Raw genomic sequence first — 19,411 nt, 5'->3', positions numbered from 1 at the left:
GGCGCCACCATCACAGCGAGTTGCGTGCAGGCGCATCGGGCCTATGCTGTTTCACCAGCAACAGGAGCAGGTGTGGCAGTTCAGGAACAGGCGACCTGGCAAACGCGCGGGCTGGACCTGCTGGCCGGGCTGTCGGTGGCCGGGCTGCTGGTGCCAGAGGCGGTGGCCTATGCCGGGATCGCGGGACTGGCGCCCGGGCGCGCGCTGATGGCCGGGGTGGTCGGCGGGCTGGTCTATGCCATGGTCGGGCGCAGCCGGTTTGCGGTGGTATCGGCCACATCGTCGTCCGCATCGATCCTGGCCGCCGCATTGGGCAGCATGGCCGTCGCGCCGACTTTGCCAGGCACAGTCACCGCCGATGCGCTGGCCACGGCGATGACACTGATGGTCGGCATCATGTTTACCGTGCTGGCGCTGTTCCGCATGGGCGGGCTGGCGGGGTTTGTGTCACGGCCGGTCCTGCGCGGGTTTGCCCTGGGACTGGCCACCACGATCATCATCAGGCAATTGCCGCATCTGGTCCATGTCGCGGTACCCGGATCGACCATCGGGCAAGTCCTGGCGGGGCTGGCCACGCATCGGGCACAATGGCACTGGCCCAGCGCAGCGCTGGGCCTGGGTGCGCTGGCCGCGCTGGTGATGTTGCGCCGGGTGGCAGGATTGCCGGCAACGCTGATCGTGATGGCGGCGGGCATCGCGGCAGGATCATTCGGTCCGCTGGCGCACAGCGGCATCGCGCTGGTCGGGCCGACGCCGATTGCCATGCCGCGCCTGACTTTGCCGACCGACCTGGCGGTATGGTCGCGGATTGCGCAACTGGCGGCGCCACTGACGCTGATCATCTTTGCCGAAAGCTGGGGCACCATCCGGGGCCTGGCACTGGCGCATGGCGATACCGTTTCTTCAAACCGCGAACTGGCCGCGATCGGGCTGGCCAACGGTGCCGCCGCGCTGGCGCAGGGCATGCCGATCGGCGCGGGGTTTTCGATCGGATCGGCCAATGCCGCCGCCGGCGCGCGCAGCCGGCTGTCGGTGGCAGTGGCGAGCGTGGCCACATTGGCGCTGGTGCTGTTCGCCGGGCCGCTGATCGCGCGCATTCCCGAACCGGTGCTGGCGGCGGTGGTGATCGCTGCGCTGATCCACGCGCTCAACCCCGCGCCGATCGCGCGGCTGTTCGTGCTGCAGCGCGACCAGTGGATCGCCGTTGCGGCGATGACCGGCGTGCTGCTGCTGGGTGTGCTGGCGGGCATGTTGCTGGCGATCGCGCTGTCGCTGGCGCAATTGCTGTATCGCTGGTCACACCCGGTAACGAGCGAGCTCGGGCGGATCGGCACGGGCCACGATTTTGTCGATCTCAGCCGCCATGACGATGCCGCGCGCGTGCTGGGCGTGGCGATTTTCCGTCCCAATGCGCCGCTGTTTTTCGCCAATGCCGAAACCGTGCTGCAAACCATCGGCCGCGCCGTTCGTGCCAGCGGTGCGCAGGTGCTGGTGCTCAGCCTGGAGGAAAGCGACGATCTGGATGCGACCGCGCTCGACGCGCTGGGGGAATTTGCCGAAGACCTGCACGCCAGCGGTTGCCGCCTGATCCTGGCGCGCGCGCATGATCGCGTGCGCGATGTGCTGACGGCCGCGGGCCTGGGCAACCTGGCCGACAACGCGACATTCAGCGTGGCCGATGCGGCCAGACGCGCGATTTCCGCCTGAATTTCACCAGGATCAACGACAGCGCCCGTGCAGTCTGCCATCCCCCCGCTTTGCCGCCTCTTTGTCCCCGACAGCACAGGATCTGAACCATGGCCATGACGCAGCGTATCCAGCCGATCCTCCACCCCGTCAGGATCAAGGACTTGTGCCCAACACAGATGACCGTCGGCCATCGCGAAGTCGCCACCAAGCGCGAAGAATGGCGCAACCGGCCACGCGATTCGGCGGGCCGGTACCTGGGATCACACATGATCCCGGCGGTGATCGGGCCGGGCGGCGCGCCGTGGATCATCGATCACCACCACCTCGCGCTCGCACTGCACGAAGAGGGCGTGGAAGAGGTCATGGTATCGGTGGTCGCCACGCTGGATATGCTGCCCAAAAAGCGTTTCGTTGCCTTTATGGATGCGCACAACTGGCTGCATCCCTATGATGCCAGGGGCAAACGCCGTGACTTTGACGAATTGCCGGCGCGGCTGCGCGATCTGGCCGATGATCCCTATCGATCGCTGGCGGGCGAAGTGCGCAAGGCCGGTGGCTATGCCAAATCCCCCACCCCCTATACCGAATTCCTGTGGGCCGATTTCTTTCGCGACCGGATCAAGCCCGCCCGGCTGGACGACCATTTCAGCAAGGCCGTGGCAGAGGCCGTGCCCATGGCGCGCAGCCGTGAAGCCCATTACCTGCCCGGCTGGTCGGGTGTCGACAACAGCGACTGACCCAGACAACCGTTCAGGCGCCGGACCATCGCAGCGCGAATGTCAGGACAGATTGCCCAACGCAACGATCGCCGCGAACCCCAGGCCGCCAATCGCCTGGATTCGCGTGGGTTTGAAACCGGACAGCGCGATCAGCAACATGCTGACGAACCAGAACTCGCTGCAACCGCGCAGATAACCGGTCATATGGTCCCACCCAATCACATTCAGGCTGGCATGCAGCATGGCGACCAGCGCCCAGCCGACCGTGAGGCCGGCCATCCTGACATCCCACGCCCGAACCTGTCGCAACCGCACCAGCACCAGTGCAATCACGCCGACAAACGCCAGCAGGGTCAGCACCACCAGCCCGGTTTCCAGCTTGCTGGCAAAGGGCAGCGGCGCGTGGTCCCGCCAGTATTGCAGGCATTCGGCCAGCCGTTCGATCAGACCCCGGAACGGCAAGCCCAGCAGGGTCGACCCGGCCGCCCCCGGCGACATGCCCCAGCGCAGCGTCAGAAAGAGCCGCCAGGCCAGAAACGGCAGCAGCGCCAGCAGGCAGCAAACTGCCCGGCCCGCCCTGCCCCATGCCGGCGTTCGCGACCTGAACGCGGCCACCAGCCAATCCAGCCCATGCACGGCGAACACACCGCCAAACACCAGGATCGCTGTTTCGCGTGATAGCGTCGCCAACGCCGCCAGCACGGCATAGGCCACGTACTGCCGCGCCAGCAACGCAGCGATCGCCGCCGCCAGAAACGCCACCGCGACAATTTCGGTGGTGTCGTGTTCCAGCGTGATCAGATAACCCGGCCAGGCCATGATCGCGATGGCAAACCACGCCGGCAAATCGGCCTGCAGCGCTATCGTCCTGGCAAAAAAGCCCACACAAAACAGGCCGGCAAAATTCACCGCCACCAGAAAAAACGGCACTGTGCGCAGATCAAACGACGCCAGGACATGGACAATCGCCGAATACATGATCCGCTGCATCCGCCACGGCGCGTTATCAAAGGTCACGCCGTTTTCGGTCTGCTGACGCGCATCGGGGTTCAGCGCGAGGCGGAAATAGAACTGTCCATCATAACCGCCCGAATTTTTCCGCACGACGATGTTGAACGGAACCGCACTTTTGGCGACGAATTTGTCACCCGCACCGATAAACGTGCTGACATCAAATTTGTACACCGACAACGGCAACAGAAACACCAGCAGGAACCCAAGCACCGCCAGAACACCAAATCTTACCGGATTTAACATCCTTTTTGGCAAAGTCGCATCCTGATACTTTACCACCCTGGAATCCCCACGCCACGTTGTCGGCACCGCGCCAATCGCAATATTCCGGTATTCAGACAACGGCAATCTCGTCACCCCGGACGTCGCCGCTCTTCGGACATGATGGATGATGAAGCAAGTTCAGCATGCCGAGGCTTGTTTGAACGCGCTTCTCGCCCAAGGCGCGGATCGTTCTGCGGGAGGTAATATCGCATATTTCGCGCTTGGCGATGAAGGTAGCCACCCTGCTGGGCCAAGCATGACTTGCACCGGGCGGGACCAGCAGGCCAAAAACCCGTCCGCTCGCAGCGGCGAGCTGCTGAGCCCAGCGGGCGCGGATGATCATGCAGACACGTAAACGATCGCGACGATGGTTCCATGACCGCCGTAGCGGGCGGTGTATTCGCCGTTGTTGGGTTGTTCGTTGACCCGGCCGTCCCACGGATCAAGGAAAGATACTTCGCGCGACGTGCATCGGCCGACAACCACAAAATGACCGCCGGATCCGTCCCAACTGATCAGGACGATGGCGGGTTTGGTCAGCGAGATCTTGTTATCTGCAATACGCGGCGGGTTGCCGGTCAGAGGGGTATTCTCGGCCCGCAGCCCTTCATTGCGCAGCGCGCTCGCAACTTGACCCATGTAAAGACCAAAGCTTGCAAAAGTATTCTGCATGGTGCTCTGATTGGAGGTGAACGCAGCCGGATTGAGCGACATTGGGCCCGAATTGGGCGCCTGCACGTTGGTCAATGCATTGGCCACTGCGCCGCTATAGACGCGTTGCGCGAGGCCCCATTCTTCTTCGGCAAAGCTGGTCTGCCGCGCGATCCCGCGCGCCATCCAGATGCTGGCAACCCCGCATGAATTGGCCTGATCCTGCTTCCATATCTGATAAGTCCGCCCATGGGAATCTCGTTCGATGTTGATCATGACTTTCTCCCTCCAATCGGTTCAACCAAGTTCCTTGCGTTATGCGGTTACGACTCATTCAAATAAGACTGATCCCGCTTTGTTGCAGTAGCAAGGGTCACGCGCCCGGTGGGCCATAAAATCAGCCTTCAAGACCACCCATCATCCTGATATTTCTACACTATACCTTCAGAATTGCCGAATTTTTCCATTCCTATATGGAAAATGTGGAGTTAAACTGGCTACGCGACGCTAGTCAGGATCATCTATCCCGATGAAACATGTTACGCGTGGCAGGCGTTACAGCCAGCCGGTCGACCAGGCTTGAGTAAGCCGGAGGACAGCGCGGCGCATACGCACCACCCGTCATTTTGGCCCCATACAGGTCCGCTGCCGCGCGGAATCCATGAAATTCGGTTACGGCTAGACCGAAAACCCCGCATCCACGGAAACGCAAAATGACAAGGCCATCGCCAGGATATCTAGTGCTATGTCTTTGAAAAGTGGTGCGCCCGACGGGATTCGAACCCATGGCCCCCAGATTAGGAATCTGGTGCTCTATCCTGCTGAGCTACGGGCGCTCCGCCGGCTGCCATAAGGACCTCGGGCGGCGCGCGCAATGGGATGGTAGGTGTGCGGGCGTTCGCTCAGTTGGTTTTGCCGGGCGGGGCGACAGGGAACAGGATCGGGGCGATGGTCACGCCTTCGTCGATCAGCGCGCGGGCTTCATCGGGGCTGGCCTGGCCGTGGATCGGGGCGGCGTCCTCTTCGCCATAATGCATCGCGCGGGCCTTGTCGGCAAAGCGGTTGCCGACCCAGGTGGATGATTTCAGCGCCTCTGCCTGCAAGGTGGCGATCACGCGCAGCGCGGCGATCGCCTCTGGCGGCAATTCTGGCGGCAATTTTGGCGGCATGGGCGCGTTGGCCTGGTGCACGGCCGGGGTCGATGCCGCAGCTGAGGTGATTGCCGGTGTTGCGGCGGGCACGGGCGCTGTTGGTGCGACCGGGGCTGGCGCGGGCGCAAATTCGGCGCGCTGGTTACCCTTGCGCGCCAGATTGGGGGCCATCACCGCCTTGGCCACATCAGTGCAATCGCACACCGGGCATGTGAGCAGCCCGCGCGCCTGTTGATCGGCATAATCGTGGGACGAGGCGAACCAGCCTTCAAACCGGTGCGCGCCGGCCCGGCATTCCAGATCGAACACTATCATGCGTTGAATCTGGGAATGTCGCGCCGGTTTACAAGGCTGGGCAATTGCCGACGCACTTCGCCCACACGGGCAAGATCGATCATGGCAAAGTCCAGCCCGGCGTCGGTACCCATATCCAGCAGGACATCGCCCCAGGGGTCGATCACCAGCGAATGGCCATAGGTATCGCGACCGTCGGCGTGGTGCCCGGTCTGCGCCGGGGCGATGACAAAGGCGCTGGCCTCCACCGCGCGGGCGCGCAACATCAGGTGCCAGTGCGCGCGGCCGGTGGGCACGGTGAACGCCGCCGGCACGGTGATGACATCGCAGCCGCGCCGGCCCAGTTCTTCAAACAGCGCCGGAAAGCGCACGTCATAACAGATCGCCAGGCCCAGGCGTCCGATTGGGCAATCGACCGTTACCACCTGTTCACCGGGGCGATAGGCATTGGATTCGCGCCAGGATTCGCCGCTGGCCAGATCGACGTCGAACATGTGGATCTTGTCATAGCGGGCGACGATCGCGCCGCTTGGGTCGATCACGAACGCGCGGTTGGCAAAGCGGGTTTCGCCCGGCCCCTCGGCCCGCACCGGCAATGACCCCACATGCAACCAGATCCCGCTGCGCGCCGCCGCATTGCGCAGGGTGGCCAGCGTCGGGCTGTCCTCTTCCATCACGATGTGGTCGCGCGCGCGGGCGCGGTCGCGATCGAGCAGGCCGGCCATTTCGGGGGTTAACAGCATCGCCGCGCCGTCGTGCGCCGCGCTGGTCAGCGCGGCGGCGATGGTGGCGGCATTGGCGACGGGGTCGATGCCGCTGGTCATCTGCAGCACGCCGATGCGTACTGCGGGTTGGTCGGTGGACATGACCGGCGTGTTACTGCGCCAGCAGCGGATCAAGCCCGCCTTGCGCATCCAGCGCGACCAGTTCGCTACACCCGCCGATATGCTGACCGTTGATGAAAATCTGCGGCACGGTGCTGGCGCCAGGCGCGCGTTCGATCATTTCGGCGCGCTTTGGCCCGCCCATGGTAATGTCGTATTCGACCATGTCCGCGCCCTTTTCCTCCAGCAGCGCCTTGGCCCGATAGCAATAGGGGCAGCCCCATTTGGTATAGATTTCAACACGCGGGATCGGGCTTGCAGGATCGCTCATCACGGCCTCTTGAAATTTGTTGCAGCCACCACACATGACGCATCGGGTCACGCGCCGCAAGCCGGGCGTGGCCGGTTAAGCCGGTATGTGTCGATGCCTGATCAGGATCGGCCATGCCACAGTGCAAATTGCTCAGCATGAGGATTGCCATGACACGTCTGGATTTTACCCCCTATCGCCGCACCACCGTGGGTTTCGACCGCCTGTTCGACTTGCTCGAACGCCAGGCCCGGGCCCAGAGCGGCGACAATTACCCCCCCTTCAACATCGAACGCAGCGGTGATGACCGTTTCCGCATCACGCTGGCCGTCGCCGGGTTCAAACCCGACGAGATCGACATTACCGCACAGCAGAACCTGCTGGTGGTAAAGGGCAACAAGGCCGAAATCGATCCTGCCAGCCGCCAGTACCTGCATGTCGGCATTGCCAACCGCGGGTTTGAACGCCGGTTCGAACTTGCGGATTTTGTGCGGGTCGAAGCTGCCGATCTGGCCGACGGGCTGCTGACCATCGATCTGGTGCGCGAAGTACCCGAAGCGATGAAGCCCAAAAAGGTGCTGATCGGCGCGCAACAGCCGCTGTCGGTGATCGAAGGCGGATCAAGCGAAGCTGCCTGATCGGCGGTTCGGTTGATGTGATTGGTACGGGGCGGGTCGGCAACGGCCCGCCCTTTTTGATTGTGGGTGTGGCGCCTAACGCAGCTCGATCAATTTTCCGCGTCCATCAAAGTACGTCGATGTTTTGAATTGCTCTTCGCGCTCGTCGGTGCGCGCAATCATGCAGTCACGCCGATCCGCCCAGCAGACCTCACAATCGGCATCACGAAATGCCAGCCAGGCACGTTGCGCCTTTTTGAGCGCAGCTTGATCGTCAGCGCCCAACCGTTTCATCAGAAATATCCCATCGCGATAGTTACCATCGAACCGTCGCTACTGGATTCCTGCGTTCGCAGGAATGACGAAAGAACGAGTCCGCCTTGCCCCATCCAGCAAATTGGACTGTTGAATAGCAAGCCCCTCCCTCGTCATTCCTGCGAACGCAGGAATCCAGTTACAACGGTTCGAATCCGTAATCGGTCGCAAGATCGCGCCAGCCTGGGTTCGTGGATTCGATTAGGTCCAGTTTCCAAACACGTCTCCAGGCCTTTACCTGCTTTTCGCGCAGGATGGCGGATTCCATGGTCGGATGGGGTTCGAGCCAGACGAGCAGCTTGACGTTGTGCGTTGCGGTGAAGCCACCGAGTGTGCTTGCGCGATGTTGAGCGACGCGTTGCAGCAGGTTGGACGTGACGCCGAGATAAAGGGTGCCGTTTTTCCGCGATGCCATCAGGTAGACCATGGGGCTGATGTCGCGTGTCATGGCGCCGCCGGGACTGGATTCCTGCGTTCGCAGGAATGACGAAGGATAGGGTAGCGAGGTTGGCGGGTTCTCAGACCAGCCGCGCCTGTTTCACCGCCGCGGCGATGAAATCGCGGAACAGGGGATGCGTGTCGAGCGGGCGGCTTTTCAGTTCGGGGTGGAACTGCACGCCAACGAACCATGGATGATCGGGCCGTTCAACGATTTCGGGCAGCAACCCATCGGGTGACATGCCCGAAAACACCAGGCCACCCGCCTCCAGCCGTTCGCGATAGGCGGCGTTGACTTCATAGCGGTGGCGGTGGCGTTCGCTGATGGTGGTGGTGCCATAGATCGACGCGACGCGGCTGTTGCCGGTCAGCCTGGCCTCATAGGCGCCGAGCCGCATGGTGCCGCCCAGGTCGCCGCCCTCGGCGCGGGTTTCCAGGCCTTCGGCGGTCATCCATTCGGTGATGATGCCCACCACCGGTTCGGTGCTGGGGCCGAATTCGGTCGAGCTGGCGGCGGCGATGCCGGCGGTGTTGCGCGCCGCTTCGATGCAGGCCATCTGCATGCCCAGACAGATGCCGAAAAACGGTACGCCGCGTTCGCGTGCAAAGCGGACCGAGGCGATCTTGCCCTCGGTCCCGCGTTCGCCAAACCCGCCGGGCACCAGAATGCCGTGCAGCGGTTCCAGCCGCGCGGCGATTTCGGCGTCGTCCTGTTCAAACAGTTCGGCATCCAGCCAGCGGATATGCACTTTGACACGGTTGGCCAGGCCCCCGTGCACCAGCGCCTCGTTCAGCGATTTATAGGCATCGGGCAGCCCGACATATTTGCCCACCACGCCGATCGTTACTTCGCCTTCGGGGTTGTGAAAGCGGTCGACAATGTCGGTCCAGCGCGCCAGATCGGGTTCGGGCGCGGTCAGGCCGAAATGGCGCAAAACCTCGTTGTCCAGCCCTTCGGCATGGTATTGCAGCGGCACCGAATAGATGCTGGAGGCATCGAGCGCGGGGATCACCGCCGATTTGCGCACGTTGCAGAACTGCGCGATCTTGGCGCGTTCGCCTTCGGGCAAAGGGCGTTCGCAGCGGCAGAGCAGGATATCGGGCTGAATGCCCAGGCCGGTCAGTTCGCGCACCGAATGCTGCGTCGGCTTGGTCTTCAGCTCGCCGGCGGCGGCGATATAGGGCACCAGCGTGACGTGGACAAAGCAGCTGAGTTCGCGGTCGAGTTCGTTGTGCAGCTGGCGCAGCGCCTCGATAAACGGCAGGCCTTCGATATCACCGACGGTGCCGCCGATTTCGCACAGCACGAAATCCAGATCGTCGGTGTCGGCCTGCGCGAATTCCTTGATCGCGTCGGTCACATGCGGGATCACCTGCACCGTCGCGCCCAGATAATCGCCGCGCCGTTCGCGCGTGATGATGTCGCGGTAAATGCGGCCAGAGGTAATGTTGTCGGCCTGCCGCGCCGATACCCCGGTGAACCGTTCGTAATGCCCCAGGTCGAGATCGGTTTCGGCGCCGTCGTCGGTCACATAGACTTCGCCATGCTGATACGGGCTCATCGTACCGGGATCGACGTTGAGATAAGGATCAAATTTGCGGATGCGCACGCGATAGCCGCGCGCCTGCAGCAGCGCCGCCAGGCTGGCCGCCATCAGCCCCTTGCCCAGCGAGGAAACCACGCCGCCGGTGATGAAAATGTACCGCGCCATGGGAGAAGTGCCTTAGCGTCAAGGGTTGGCCACACGCAAGCAGTGTCCCGGTATTATCACCGGCAATCCACAGACGCGTTCAAACACAAAGGCGACCACTGTGACGCCGTGATGGCATCACAGAGGACAACCTGATTTTCGCCGATTCGGAGAATCCGGCACAACCCGTCACGACACGACCGCAGCTGTCGAAGCGACGCTATGCCGGCGCGAGGTTACTGCTTGGCTGCACCCGACAACGGGTCTGCCGGTGCCGGTTTGGCGGCCGGAGCCGCCGGGGTTGCCGCCGGCGGGGCACTTTGCACAGGGCCGGTTTGCGCGCCGCCGGCAAGCGGATCGGGCGCGACCGGCGCCGTGCGGCTGAGCGAAGTGTCGATTTTGTGGGTCGATGTGGCGCCAACCGCCAGCGTGGCCAGGATCACCGACAACACCACAAATGCGGTCGCCAGCACGCTGGTCGCGCGGGTCATGAAATCGGCCGCGCCGCGTGCAGACATCAGCCCGGCAGAACTGCTGCCGACGCCCAGACCGCCGCCTTCGGATTTTTGCATAAGGATAACCGCGACCAGCAGCGCTGCCACGATTGCCTGAACCACGGTAAGAAAAATAAACAAGGACATGGCTACCCGCCTGAAACTGATTTTGCCGCACTTAGGCGTGGTGGCGCACCAGCGCAAGCCCGCGTGCGCGGTATGATGGTGTGCGCCCGGGTCACCCCTCGCCGCTACCTGCCGCCGCGACGATCGGCAAAAACGCATCGGCGGTCAGGCTGGCGCCGCCCACCAGCGCGCCGCGCACACCGGGTGCGGCCAGCAGCGCGGCGGCGTTTTCGCCATTGACCGAACCGCCGTACAGGATGCGCATTTTATCCGCCGCATCGCCAAACAGATCGTGCAGCCGCGCGCCGATCGCAGCGTGCATCGCCACCACATCGTCCACCGCCGCCACCCGCCCGGTGCCGATTGCCCACACCGGTTCATAGGCGATCGACAGCTTGCCCGCGGCTGCCGCCTCATGCGCGGGGGCATCGGTGGGCACCGATCCGGCGACCTGGCCTGCCACCACCGTCACCGCGTGGCCGGCATCGCGTTGTTCCAGCGTTTCGCCCACGCACACAATCACCCCCAGCCCGGCGGCCAGCGCCGCGCTGGCCTTGGCATGGACGGCCGCATCGGTTTCACCATGGTCGCGGCGCCGCTCGCTGTGCCCGACGATAACGAAATCAGCGCCGATGTCGGCCAGGATCGTGGCCGACACATCACCGGTGTGTGCGCCTTTGGCTGCCGCATGGCAGTCCTGCCCGCCAATACCGATCGTGCCGGCCTCATCATGCAACAGCCCGATCAGCGGAAACGGTGGCGCCAGCGCAACCTGCACATCGCGGATCCGTTGCGCGGCACGATCAATCGCGCGCGCTTCGGACAGCATGGCGCGGCTGCCGTTCATTTTCCAGTTACCGACAATATAGGGGCGATGCGGCATGGTTATGATCCTGTGTTCATCCGCGTCGATCAATCGCCACACGCAGGGGTGGCAGGAATCGACGCCTGCCGCAATGCGGCTACCAAATGCGACGGCCGAATGCAAAACGCGTCGGCACCGGTTTACCACAGGATTTCAAAACGTCCGGCCATGCCCATTTCGCGGCTTGGCGAAGCGGTTCCCACTCACTAAGGCAGGCCGCATTGTTCCTGTTAGTGATCGGCTGTCATGCTCGACTTTTTTCGTGCCATTACCAAATCGCGCATCGGCGCAGTGATCGGCCTGGTGTTTCTGGGGCTGATCGTGCTGGCGTTTGCCGGCGCCGATGTCGGCGGCATGCGCACCGGCAGCCTGATCGGCGGCGAAAATGCTGCAAGCGTGGGTGCATCGCGGATTACCACGGGCGAACTGGACAAGACCGTGCGCTCTGCGTTTGACAACGAACGCCAGCGCACCCCCACACTGACGATGAAAGATTTCCTGGCGCAGGGCGTGCTGGACGAAGTGCTGACCGGGCTGATTGACCGCGCCGCGACGTGGGAATGGGGCGCCAAGAACGGTTTCGGCATCAGCGACCGGCTGATCGACAGCGAAATCGCCAAGCTGCCGGCGTTTCAGGGCCCTGACGGCAAATTCAGCCAGTCCGCCTATAACCAGTTGCTGGCGCAACGCGGGCTGACCGACAAGCTGGTGCGTGACGATATCGCCAAAGGGCTGTTGAGCCACCAGGCGTTTGCGGGCGCGACCGAAGGCGCGCTGATGCCGATCGGCGTTGGCCAGACCTATATCGCCCTGTTGAAGGAAAAGCGCACCGGCGCCATGGCGATCCTGCCATCCGAGGCGTTCGCCCCAAAAACCCCGCCCACCGATGCGCAAGTCGCCGATTTCTACAAGGCCAATGTCGCGCGTTATAACCGCCCGGAACGGCGCACAATCCGCTATGCGGTGATCGATGACAGCGCGCTGAAAACGCTGCCCGACCCCACCCCGGCCGACATCGCCAAAAACTATCAGGCCAATGCCGCGACCTATGCGCCAGGCGAAACGCGATCGGTGACGCAAGTGATCCTGCCCACGCAGGACGCCGCGCGGGCCTTTGCCGCCGAAATCGCCAGTGGCAAAACCATCGATGCCGCCGCCGGTGCCAAGGGGCTGGTGCCTGCCAAGCTGGCCGACAAATCGCGCGATCAGCTGGCCACTGAAACGTCAAAGGCGGTCGCCGATGCGGTGTTTGCCGCTGCGCAAGGCGCGACCATCGCGCCCGCCAAAGGCGCGCTGGGCTGGGTGGTGGCACACGTCGATGCGGTGCGCAAAAACCCGGGAAAGACGCTGGACCAGGCCCGCGCCGAAATCGCCGTCGCGCTGAAAGCGGAAAAGCACAAGGCCGCGCTGACCGATCTGGCCACGCATATCGGCGAACTGGTCGAGGCGGGCACCAGCCTGGCCGATGTCGCCAAGACCTATGGCCTGACCGTGACCACCACCGACGCGCTGCAGGCCGACGGCACTGTGCCGGGCAAGCCCGATGCGAAACCGTCGCCCGATGTGCAACCCCTGTTGCAGACCGCATTCAGCATGGACCACGAAGGGCAACCGCAGATTGCCGCGCTGCCCGGCACTTTGCGTGCCGCAGTCTATGACGTGGGCACGATCACCCCGGCCGCGCCCGCTGCGCTGGCCGAGATCAAGGCCGTGGTGGCCGCCGACTGGACGCGCCAGCAGGGTTCCGATGCCGCCGCCGCAGCAGCAGACAAAGTGCTGGCGGCGCTGGGCAAAAAGATGTCGCTGGATGCCGCGATCAAATCGCTGGGCCTGGCGCTGCCGCCGATCAAGCCGATCGAAGCAACGCGTGAACAGCTGTCGGCGATGAAGCCGCGCCCGCCGGCACCGCTCGTGATGATGTTTTCGATGTCTGCGGGCACCGCCAAAAAGGTCGCCGGGCCCAACCAGGCCGGCTGGCTGGTGGTGTCACTGGCGACGATCACGGCCGGCACGGTTCCGGCTGATGATCCATCGCTGGCACTGGCGGCAGGCGATCTGGGCAAGGCCACCGGCCGTGAATACGAAGCGCAGCTGCGCACCGCGATCACGCGCGAAATTGGGTCGAAACGCAACGAAGCCGCGATTCGCACGGTGCGCGGAAACCTGACTGGCGCGCAATGACGACCGCAGGGCTTGCGGGCCCGGACTATGTCCCGGAAAATGCCCCGGAAAATGCGGATGCCGCACGCGCCGCACTGACCCAGGGTCGGCCAGCGCTGGTGTGGCGGCGGCTGATTGTCGATACCGAAACCCCGGTGGGCGCCGCGCTGAAACTGATGCGCGAAGGGCGCGGCGATTTCCTGCTGGAATCGGTGCAAGGCAGCGAAGTGCGCGGGCGTTACAGCCTGCTGGGCCTGGCCCCCGATCTGGTGTTTCGCGCGCGCGGGACGACTGCCGAAATCAACCGGGTCTGGGCCAGCAATCCGGCAGCGTTCACGCCTTTGCCCGGCAACAGCCTGGAGGAATTGCGCGCGCTGGTCGATGCCTGCCGGATTGCCGTGCCTGCCGGATTGCCGCCGGTGCTGGCCTGTCTGGTCGGCTATTTCGGCTATGAAACCATCGGCCTCGTGGAAAAACTGCCGCGTGCACCCGACAGCCCGCTTGAACTGCCCGACATGCTGTTTGTGCGGCCGACCGTGCTGCTGGTGTTTGACCGGCTGAGCGATGAACTGGTGGCGGTAGCGCCGATCTGGGCCAGCGTGCAGGACCCGGCACAGGCCATTGCAGCGGCGGGTGACCGCATCGATTCCGCATTGGCCACGCTGACGGGGCCCCTCCCCGCCGAGCCACGGTTGGCAGAGCCGGTGGAAACCGTGCGCACGCCCCAAATGCCGCCCGAACGCTATGCGGCGATGGTGTCCCGGGCCAAGGATTATATCGAGGCGGGCGATATTTTTCAGGTGGTGCTGGCGCAACGCTTTACCGCACCGTTCCCGCTGCCGGCATCGGCGCTGTACCGCGCGCTGCGGCGGATCAACCCTTCGCCCTTCCTGTATTTCCTGGATCTGCCCGGCTTTGCGCTGATCGGATCAAGCCCCGAAATCCTGGTGCGCATCCGCGATGGCGAAGTGACGATCCGGCCGATCGCCGGCACACGCCCGCGCGGTGCCACGCCGGACGAAGACCGCGCCAACGAGATAAGCCTGCTGGCCGATCCCAAGGAACGCGCCGAACACCTGATGCTGCTCGATCTGGGGCGCAACGATGTCGGCCGGGTGGCGCAGGCAGGCACTGTCCACGTGACCGAAAGCTATACCGTCGAACGCTATAGCCATGTCATGCACATCGTATCGAACGTGGTCGGGCGGCTGGACACGGCGCGCGCATCATCGGTCGATGCACTGTTTGCCGGGTTTCCCGCCGGCACCGTCAGCGGCGCACCCAAAGTGCGCGCGTGCGAAATTATCGCCGAGCTCGAACCCGAAACGCGCGGAGCCTATGCCGGCGGGGTCGGCTATTTCGCCCCCGACGGATCGGTCGATTCGTGCATCGTACTGCGCACCGCCGTGCTGAAAGATGGCATGATGCATGTGCAGGCGGGCGCGGGCATCGTCGCCGACAGCAACCCGGAATACGAACAGCGCGAATGCGAGGCCAAATCGGGCGCGCTGTTCGCCGCCGCACGCGAAGCAATCCGGGTGGCGGGCGAAGCAAAGTTCGGGCAGTAGGGCAGCCATGATCCTGGTCATCGACAATTACGACAGTTTTACCTGGAACCTGGTCCACTATTTGATGGAGCTGGGTGCAGCGGTTGAAGTGGTGCGCAACGATCAGCTTTCGGTCGGGCAGGCGCTGTCATCGGGCGCGCAGGGGTTTCTGATTTCGCCCGGCCCGTGCACGCCCAATGAAGCGGGGATCAGCCTCGACCTGGTTGGCGCCGCCGCCGATGCCGGGGTACCGCTGCTGGGCGTTTGCCTGGGGCACCAGTCGATCGGGCAGCATTTTGGCGGCACGGTGGCGCGCGGCGGGCTGATGCATGGCAAGACCAGCGCGATCACGCATGATGGCACCGGGCTGTTTGCCGGACTGCCCTCACCCTTTATGGGCACGCGTTATCATTCGCTGATCGTCACCGACATTCCCGATGTGCTGGTGGTCAATGCGCGATCGGACGACGGGCATGTGATGGGGTTTCGCCATGCGACTTTGCCCATTCATGGCGTGCAGTTTCACCCCGAATCGATCGCCACCGAACATGGCCACGCGCTGATCGCCAATTTCCTCGATCTGTGCGGGATTACACCGGCCAGCCTGACCGATCACGCCGCGGCATGACCGGGCTTTCCGTCAGCGCCCTGCCCACCGATACCGCCGCACCATTGACCGAGGCGGAGGCGCAGGGCGTGTTTGGCGCGATTCTGGATGGCGGGATTGCCGATGCCGACATCGCCGCATTCCTGATCGCGCTGTCGGACCGGGGCGAAACCGCCGCCGAAATCGCCGGTGCCGCGCGCGCGATGCGCGAACGCATGATCCGCGTTGCCGCCCCTGATGGCGCAATCGATGTCTGCGGCACCGGCGGCGACGGGCACCATACGCTGAATGTTTCCACCGCGGTCAGCCTGGTGGTGGCCGCCTGTGGCGTGCCGGTGGCCAAACACGGCAACCGCGCCGCCAGTTCAAAGGCGGGCGCCGCCGACACACTGGAGGCGCTGGGCCTCAATCTGGATCGCGCGGCCGAAACGGCAGAGGCGACGCTGGGCGATCTGGGCATCGCGTTTCTGTTTGCCGCGACCTATCACCCGGCGATGGCGCGGATCATGCCGATCCGGCGCAGCATCGGCCGCCGCACGATTTTCAACCTGATGGGCCCGCTGGCCAATCCTGCCGGGGTAACCCGCCAGCTGGTCGGTATCGCCCGGCCAGGCTATGTGCCGATCTATGGCGAAGCGCTGCGCCGGCTGGGGACCACCCGTGCTTTTGTCGTATCGGGCGATGAAGGGCTGGATGAATTGAGCCTGGCCGGCGGTAACGAAGTGGCCGATATCGCCGGTGAACACGTTGTGATGCGCCGGGTGGCGCCCGCCGACGCCGGGCTGACGCCGGCACCGGTCACGGCCATCCGTGGCGGCGATGCCGCGCACAATGCCGCCGCATTGCGTGGGCTGTTGCTGGGCGACCATGGGCCCTATCGCGATGCGGTGCTGTTCAATGCCGCCGCCGCGCTGATGGTGGCCGGGCATGCCACCGATTGGCACGCTGGCGTGGAAGAAGCGGCGGAGACGATCGACAAGGGCCTGGCCAAGGCGCTGCTCGATTGCTGGATCGCCACGGCCGCGTGATGCTGGCGGGTGTGAACAGAGGACCATGATGACCGACAAGCTTGCCGAAATCTGCGCCACCAAGCGCATCGAGGTCTCCGCGCGCAAGGCCGCCACCAGCATGGCCGATCTGGCCAGCCGCGCCGCCGGGCAAACGCCGCCGCGCGGGTTCGGTGCCGCGCTGCGCGCGCGTCCCGCCACCGGCTTTGCACTGATCGCCGAAATCAAGCGCGCCAGCCCGTCCAAGGGCTTGATCCGCGCCGATTTTCACCCCGCCGCCCATGCCGCTGCCTATCAGGCGGGCGGTGCAGCGTGCCTGTCGGTGCTGACCGATGCGCCCTATTTTCAGGGCCACGAAGATTACCTGATCGCCGCGCGCGCAGCCTGCGACCTGCCGGTGATCCGCAAGGATTTCATGATCGACCCGTGGCAATGTGCAGAGGCGCGCGCGATTGGTGCCGATGCGATCCTGATCATCGTCGCCGCACTGGATGACGCGCAGATGGCAGAGATCGAGGCTGCCGCGCTGGAACACGGCATGGACGTGCTGGTCGAAGTGCACAACGAGGACGAAATGGCCCGCGCCCACGCGCTGCAATCGCGCCTGATCGGCGTGAACAACCGCGATCTGAAACGCTTTGTCACCGACCTGGGCGTGACCCAACGGCTGGCGCCGTTGGCCCCCGCCGGCGCGCTGCTGATTGCCGAAAGCGGGATCAATTCGCACGCCGATTGCCTGCGACTGGCGGGTTGCGGCGCGCGCACATTCCTGGTGGGCGAAAGCCTGATGCGGCAGGACGATATCGCAGCCGCCACGCGACGGTTGCTGACAGGAGCGGATTGACCGCCCCCCGCCTCAGTTCTTTTGCGGCAGGGCGTAGCGCATTGACAGGCTGGCCGGCGATCCGGTGAAATCGACACTCAGCCGCGCGGCCTGGGTCGTGGAAACGTTGGCGATCAGCGCAACCTCACCCACCGCAAAATCGTGCGCGAATGTCCCGCCCGGCGCAACCTGCGCGATCACCGTGTCGACGCTGCCCACGCGCGACTGGATCACCACCACGGTCTGGCCCACATTCCGGCCGCTGACCGCCATCGCCGCGCCCTGATCCCCGCCCAGCAGGAACGTATCGGCCGGCGGCACGGTCAGATCGCTGTGCCCGGCAAAAGCGGCGGTTGGCAGCACCAGCGCACCCAGCACCAGCACGGCAGACATCAGGCGTCGCATTGATCATCCCCCTTTGCGTGGCAATCTGCCAGAGTGCCTGTATTCAACACGAAAGCTGCGACAGCAGCAAGGTGGGAACAAGGGCCAACGCGCATACGCGCTAACTTAGCCCCAAAGCGTCGCCCCGGGCTTGACTGTACAGGCAAGCCCGGGGCGACGAAGCTTTTATGTTAGCGCCTATCAGCCAACGCCCTGCGACAATTTCGCAACAGAACAAGAACCTTTATGGTTCTTTATGCCGGTTTTCTTTGGGGTCTGCATTGCGCAGGCTTAAATAGTGCAGCGCCCGGCAGACCCGCCGGCGATCCAACTTGGCCAAGGACGCCAATTCCCATGTTTGATATCCCCGTGTGGGCCGAATTCGCCGCTGCGCTGGTGGCGGCACTTATTTTTGCGCGTGTTTCCGGCATGGTTCGCTATGTCGGCAACAACCGCGTGGCCATTGTCGAAAAACTGTGGAGCGGGACCGGATCGGTTACCGGCGGCCTGATCGCGCTGAACAAAGAGGCCGGCTATCAGCCCGACGTGTTGCGCGGCGGTTTCCACTTTTTCTTTCCGTTTCAATACCGGCTTCATGCCGAACCGCTGGTGACCATTCCGCAGGGCCAGATCGGTTACGTGTTTGCGCGCGATGGTGCGCCGCTGGAACCGACGCAGACATTGGCCAGCAACGCCAAGACTGCCGATTTCCTGAACGTGCGCGCATTCCTGACGCTGGGTGGCCAAAAGGGCCCGCAACGCACGATCCTGCGCGAAGGCACTTATGCCATCAACCTGGCGCAGTTCGTCATCATCACCCGCGATCAGATCAACGGCCTGATGCTGGAACGCAGCGATGCGCTGGTGTTTGAACAGATGTCGGCGCTGATTGCGGCGCGCGGCGGGTTTGACGCGGTGGTGATCAAGGATTCCAACGACCAGATCGGCGTGGTTACCGTCCACGACGGCCCGGCGCTGGCGGCGGAACAGATCATCGCGTCCGAAGTCGGCACCGATCAGGACGACACCCCCACGTTCCACAATTCGTTTCAGGACCCGGAAAAGTTCCTTGCCGCCGGCGGCCGCCGCGGGCGCCAGCTGCAAGTGCTGGTCGAAGGCAGCTATTACATCAACCGCCTGTTCGCGACGGTCGAAATGGTGGCCAAGACGGTGATCGAGGTCGGCCATGTCGGCGTGGTGGTCAGCTATACCGGCGCCGATACTGCCGACACATCGGGCGACGATTACCGCCACGGCGAACTGGTCGCGCGCGGGTCACGCGGCGTGTGGGCCGATCCGATGCTGCCGGGCAAATACGCGTTCAACACGTATGCGGGCAAAATCCTGATCGTGCCGACCACCAATTTCATCCTTGCATGTTGCGCTTGGCTTGATCTGTAAAGATGATTGAGCCCGAGTGG

The 19,411-nt window shown here is 64.0% G+C and carries 21 protein-coding genes and 1 tRNA gene; 9 read left to right on the top strand and 13 right to left on the bottom strand.

Annotated features, from left to right (window positions below; translation table 11 throughout):
- Positions 1-72 precede the first annotated feature (72 nt).
- Both ABWP89_RS08545 and ABWP89_RS08540 read left to right on the top strand, forming a co-directional pair.
- Entirely contained in the window at positions 73-1,707 is a 1,635-nt protein-coding gene (locus ABWP89_RS08545; protein ID WP_353228617.1) for a SulP family inorganic anion transporter, read from the top strand.
- 89 nt (positions 1,708-1,796) lie between these two features.
- Positions 1,797-2,426 carry a ParB-like protein gene (locus ABWP89_RS08540; RefSeq protein WP_353228615.1) on the top strand — a complete coding sequence of 210 codons (630 nt, stop codon included), beginning with the start codon at positions 1,797-1,799 and terminating at the stop codon, positions 2,424-2,426.
- 42 nt (positions 2,427-2,468) lie between these two features.
- Here ABWP89_RS08540 and ABWP89_RS08535 read toward each other — a convergent pair whose 3' ends face one another.
- The 7 genes from ABWP89_RS08535 to grxC all read right to left on the bottom strand — a co-directional run bounded on the left by ABWP89_RS08535 (position 2,469) and on the right by grxC (position 6,937).
- Positions 2,469-3,632 (bottom strand): hypothetical protein, encoded by a 1,164-nt coding sequence (locus ABWP89_RS08535; RefSeq protein ID WP_353228614.1) that lies wholly within the window; start codon positions 3,630-3,632, stop codon positions 2,469-2,471.
- A 124-nt stretch (positions 3,633-3,756) separates the two neighbouring features.
- Positions 3,757-4,029: a hypothetical protein gene (locus ABWP89_RS08530; RefSeq protein ID WP_353228612.1), complete on the bottom strand. Its 273-nt coding sequence runs from the start codon at positions 4,027-4,029 to the stop codon at positions 3,757-3,759.
- Entirely contained in the window at positions 4,026-4,613 is a 588-nt protein-coding gene (locus ABWP89_RS08525) for a hypothetical protein (RefSeq protein ID WP_353228610.1), read from the bottom strand. The genes ABWP89_RS08530 and ABWP89_RS08525 overlap by 4 nt, the downstream gene beginning before the upstream one ends.
- A gap of 483 nt (positions 4,614-5,096) precedes the next feature.
- Positions 5,097-5,173: transfer RNA gene (locus ABWP89_RS08520), tRNA-Arg, on the bottom strand.
- Between the two features lie 66 nt (positions 5,174-5,239).
- Positions 5,240-5,803, bottom strand: a complete 564-nt coding sequence (locus ABWP89_RS08515; protein WP_353228609.1) for a DUF1178 family protein — start codon at positions 5,801-5,803, stop codon at positions 5,240-5,242.
- A complete protein-coding gene (locus ABWP89_RS08510; RefSeq protein ID WP_353228608.1) occupies positions 5,800-6,648 on the bottom strand; it encodes a carbon-nitrogen hydrolase family protein in 849 nt (282 codons plus the stop codon). Before ABWP89_RS08510 ends, ABWP89_RS08515 begins: the two co-directional genes overlap by 4 nt.
- Before the next feature lie 10 nt (positions 6,649-6,658).
- Positions 6,659-6,937 carry a glutaredoxin 3 gene (gene grxC, locus ABWP89_RS08505; protein WP_502915266.1) on the bottom strand — a complete coding sequence of 93 codons (279 nt, stop codon included), beginning with the start codon at positions 6,935-6,937 and terminating at the stop codon, positions 6,659-6,661.
- Positions 6,938-7,086: 149 nt separating this feature from the next.
- Here grxC and ABWP89_RS08500 point away from each other — a divergent pair, with 149 nt between their 5' ends.
- Positions 7,087-7,554 (top strand): Hsp20 family protein, encoded by a 468-nt coding sequence (locus ABWP89_RS08500; RefSeq protein ID WP_353228607.1) that lies wholly within the window; start codon positions 7,087-7,089, stop codon positions 7,552-7,554.
- A gap of 75 nt (positions 7,555-7,629) precedes the next feature.
- On the opposite strand, the gene ABWP89_RS08495 is transcribed toward ABWP89_RS08500, so the two are convergent.
- From ABWP89_RS08495 to tpiA, 5 genes are all read right to left on the bottom strand, one after another.
- Complete coding sequence (locus tag ABWP89_RS08495; protein ID WP_353228605.1) at positions 7,630-7,827, bottom strand: lysozyme inhibitor LprI family protein; 198 nt, start codon at positions 7,825-7,827, stop codon at positions 7,630-7,632.
- A 160-nt stretch (positions 7,828-7,987) separates the two neighbouring features.
- Positions 7,988-8,296, bottom strand: a complete 309-nt coding sequence (locus ABWP89_RS08490; protein WP_353228603.1) for a GIY-YIG nuclease family protein — start codon at positions 8,294-8,296, stop codon at positions 7,988-7,990.
- Between the two features lie 70 nt (positions 8,297-8,366).
- Positions 8,367-9,998 (bottom strand): CTP synthase, encoded by a 1,632-nt coding sequence (pyrG, locus tag ABWP89_RS08485; protein WP_353228602.1) that lies wholly within the window; start codon positions 9,996-9,998, stop codon positions 8,367-8,369.
- A gap of 215 nt (positions 9,999-10,213) precedes the next feature.
- Positions 10,214-10,618 (bottom strand): preprotein translocase subunit SecG, encoded by a 405-nt coding sequence (gene secG / locus ABWP89_RS08480; RefSeq protein ID WP_353228601.1) that lies wholly within the window; start codon positions 10,616-10,618, stop codon positions 10,214-10,216.
- A gap of 91 nt (positions 10,619-10,709) precedes the next feature.
- Positions 10,710-11,480, bottom strand: a complete 771-nt coding sequence (gene tpiA, locus ABWP89_RS08475; RefSeq protein ID WP_353228599.1) for a triose-phosphate isomerase — start codon at positions 11,478-11,480, stop codon at positions 10,710-10,712.
- A 228-nt stretch (positions 11,481-11,708) separates the two neighbouring features.
- Between tpiA and ABWP89_RS08470 the strand changes: the two genes are divergently transcribed.
- From ABWP89_RS08470 to trpC, 5 genes are read left to right on the top strand one after another with little or no spacing between them, the layout of a single operon-like run.
- Complete coding sequence (locus tag ABWP89_RS08470; RefSeq protein ID WP_353228597.1) at positions 11,709-13,643, top strand: peptidylprolyl isomerase; 1,935 nt, start codon at positions 11,709-11,711, stop codon at positions 13,641-13,643.
- The gene (gene trpE, locus ABWP89_RS08465; protein WP_353228596.1) at positions 13,640-15,190 is read left to right on the top strand and encodes an anthranilate synthase component I; all 1,551 of its coding nucleotides are present in this window, start codon (positions 13,640-13,642) and stop codon (positions 15,188-15,190) included. The genes ABWP89_RS08470 and trpE overlap by 4 nt, the downstream gene beginning before the upstream one ends.
- A gap of 7 nt (positions 15,191-15,197) precedes the next feature.
- A complete protein-coding gene (locus tag ABWP89_RS08460) occupies positions 15,198-15,797 on the top strand; it encodes an anthranilate synthase component II (RefSeq protein ID WP_353228594.1) in 600 nt (199 codons plus the stop codon).
- On the top strand, positions 15,794-16,804 hold the full coding sequence (gene trpD, locus ABWP89_RS08455; RefSeq protein ID WP_353228593.1) for an anthranilate phosphoribosyltransferase: 1,011 nt from the start codon (positions 15,794-15,796) through the stop codon (positions 16,802-16,804). The genes ABWP89_RS08460 and trpD overlap by 4 nt, the downstream gene beginning before the upstream one ends.
- 28 nt (positions 16,805-16,832) lie before the next feature.
- Complete coding sequence (gene trpC / locus ABWP89_RS08450; RefSeq protein WP_353228591.1) at positions 16,833-17,627, top strand: indole-3-glycerol phosphate synthase TrpC; 795 nt, start codon at positions 16,833-16,835, stop codon at positions 17,625-17,627.
- A 12-nt stretch (positions 17,628-17,639) separates the two neighbouring features.
- Here trpC and ABWP89_RS08445 read toward each other — a convergent pair whose 3' ends face one another.
- The gene (locus ABWP89_RS08445) at positions 17,640-18,011 is read right to left on the bottom strand and encodes a hypothetical protein (protein WP_353228589.1); all 372 of its coding nucleotides are present in this window, start codon (positions 18,009-18,011) and stop codon (positions 17,640-17,642) included.
- Positions 18,012-18,344: 333 nt separating this feature from the next.
- Between ABWP89_RS08445 and ABWP89_RS08440 the strand changes: the two genes are divergently transcribed.
- Complete coding sequence (locus ABWP89_RS08440) at positions 18,345-19,391, top strand: hypothetical protein (RefSeq protein ID WP_353228588.1); 1,047 nt, start codon at positions 18,345-18,347, stop codon at positions 19,389-19,391.
- Positions 19,392-19,411 lie beyond the last annotated feature (20 nt).

Source organism: Novosphingobium sp., from assembly GCF_040398825.1.
Classification (GTDB): domain Bacteria; phylum Pseudomonadota; class Alphaproteobacteria; order Sphingomonadales; family Sphingomonadaceae; genus Novosphingobium.
The sequence above is the reverse complement of the archived record's forward strand: the minus strand, read 5'-3'. Positions and strand labels throughout refer to the sequence as shown.

Bases quoted from the DNA above. Each gene is read 5' to 3' on its own strand.
- ABWP89_RS08540 (WP_353228615.1), top strand. From the start codon at position 1,797: ATGGCCATGACGCAGCGTATCCAGCCGATCCTCCACCCCGTCAGGATC.
- ABWP89_RS08530 (WP_353228612.1), bottom strand. From the start codon at position 4,029: ATGATCATCCGCGCCCGCTGGGCTCAGCAGCTCGCCGCTGCGAGCGGA.
- ABWP89_RS08525 (WP_353228610.1), bottom strand. From the start codon at position 4,613: ATGATCAACATCGAACGAGATTCCCATGGGCGGACTTATCAGATATGG.
- ABWP89_RS08515 (WP_353228609.1), bottom strand. From the start codon at position 5,803: ATGATAGTGTTCGATCTGGAATGCCGGGCCGGCGCGCACCGGTTTGAA.
- ABWP89_RS08510 (WP_353228608.1), bottom strand. From the start codon at position 6,648: ATGTCCACCGACCAACCCGCAGTACGCATCGGCGTGCTGCAGATGACC.
- grxC (WP_502915266.1), bottom strand. From the start codon at position 6,937: ATGAGCGATCCTGCAAGCCCGATCCCGCGTGTTGAAATCTATACCAAA.
- ABWP89_RS08500 (WP_353228607.1), top strand. From the start codon at position 7,087: ATGACACGTCTGGATTTTACCCCCTATCGCCGCACCACCGTGGGTTTC.
- ABWP89_RS08495 (WP_353228605.1), bottom strand. From the start codon at position 7,827: ATGAAACGGTTGGGCGCTGACGATCAAGCTGCGCTCAAAAAGGCGCAA.
- ABWP89_RS08490 (WP_353228603.1), bottom strand. From the start codon at position 8,296: ATGACACGCGACATCAGCCCCATGGTCTACCTGATGGCATCGCGGAAA.
- pyrG (WP_353228602.1), bottom strand. From the start codon at position 9,998: ATGGCGCGGTACATTTTCATCACCGGCGGCGTGGTTTCCTCGCTGGGC.
- secG (WP_353228601.1), bottom strand. From the start codon at position 10,618: ATGTCCTTGTTTATTTTTCTTACCGTGGTTCAGGCAATCGTGGCAGCG.
- tpiA (WP_353228599.1), bottom strand. From the start codon at position 11,480: ATGCCGCATCGCCCCTATATTGTCGGTAACTGGAAAATGAACGGCAGC.
- ABWP89_RS08470 (WP_353228597.1), top strand. From the start codon at position 11,709: ATGCTCGACTTTTTTCGTGCCATTACCAAATCGCGCATCGGCGCAGTG.
- trpE (WP_353228596.1), top strand. From the start codon at position 13,640: ATGACGACCGCAGGGCTTGCGGGCCCGGACTATGTCCCGGAAAATGCC.
- ABWP89_RS08460 (WP_353228594.1), top strand. From the start codon at position 15,198: ATGATCCTGGTCATCGACAATTACGACAGTTTTACCTGGAACCTGGTC.
- trpD (WP_353228593.1), top strand. From the start codon at position 15,794: ATGACCGGGCTTTCCGTCAGCGCCCTGCCCACCGATACCGCCGCACCA.
- trpC (WP_353228591.1), top strand. From the start codon at position 16,833: ATGACCGACAAGCTTGCCGAAATCTGCGCCACCAAGCGCATCGAGGTC.
- ABWP89_RS08445 (WP_353228589.1), bottom strand. From the start codon at position 18,011: ATGCGACGCCTGATGTCTGCCGTGCTGGTGCTGGGTGCGCTGGTGCTG.
- ABWP89_RS08440 (WP_353228588.1), top strand. From the start codon at position 18,345: ATGTTTGATATCCCCGTGTGGGCCGAATTCGCCGCTGCGCTGGTGGCG.